Source organism: Mesorhizobium sp. M5C.F.Ca.ET.164.01.1.1 (genome assembly GCF_004792125.1).
Lineage (GTDB): Bacteria > Pseudomonadota > Alphaproteobacteria > Rhizobiales > Rhizobiaceae > Mesorhizobium > Mesorhizobium wenxiniae.
On sequence record NZ_SRTG01000645.1, the window covers coordinates 1 to 279 of the forward strand.

The 279-nt window shown below is 64.9% G+C and carries 1 protein-coding gene; it reads right to left on the bottom strand.

All coding sequences use genetic code 11. From position 1 onward, the window contains the following. Nucleotides 1-7 precede the first annotated feature (7 nt). Nucleotides 8-279 (bottom strand): SRPBCC family protein (locus EN807_RS35115; protein WP_135938129.1); only part of this gene is annotated, 272 nt, incomplete at its 5' end.

A 279-nucleotide genomic window follows, 5' to 3' on the forward strand; every position in this document is an offset into this window, starting at 1 on the left:
CGCTCCTTCAGCTCTGGCCGGCGAAATGGGTCTTAAGGGCATTGAAGCCGCCCTGGAAGACATTGGCGCCCATGCCCTCGGCCAGCTTGTCCGCATCCTCGGGGGCCGCGTCGAAGCTGGCGGTCCATTCGGCATAGGTGCGGTCGCCGTCGGTGACGCGCCTGAGCTGCAGCGTCGCCTTGTGGTTGGTGAGCGGCTGCGGCGTCTCCAGGATGGAATAGCTGACGAGGAAATCGTCATCGGAAAAGTCGAGCAGTTTTTCGCGCAGGCGCGCGCCGC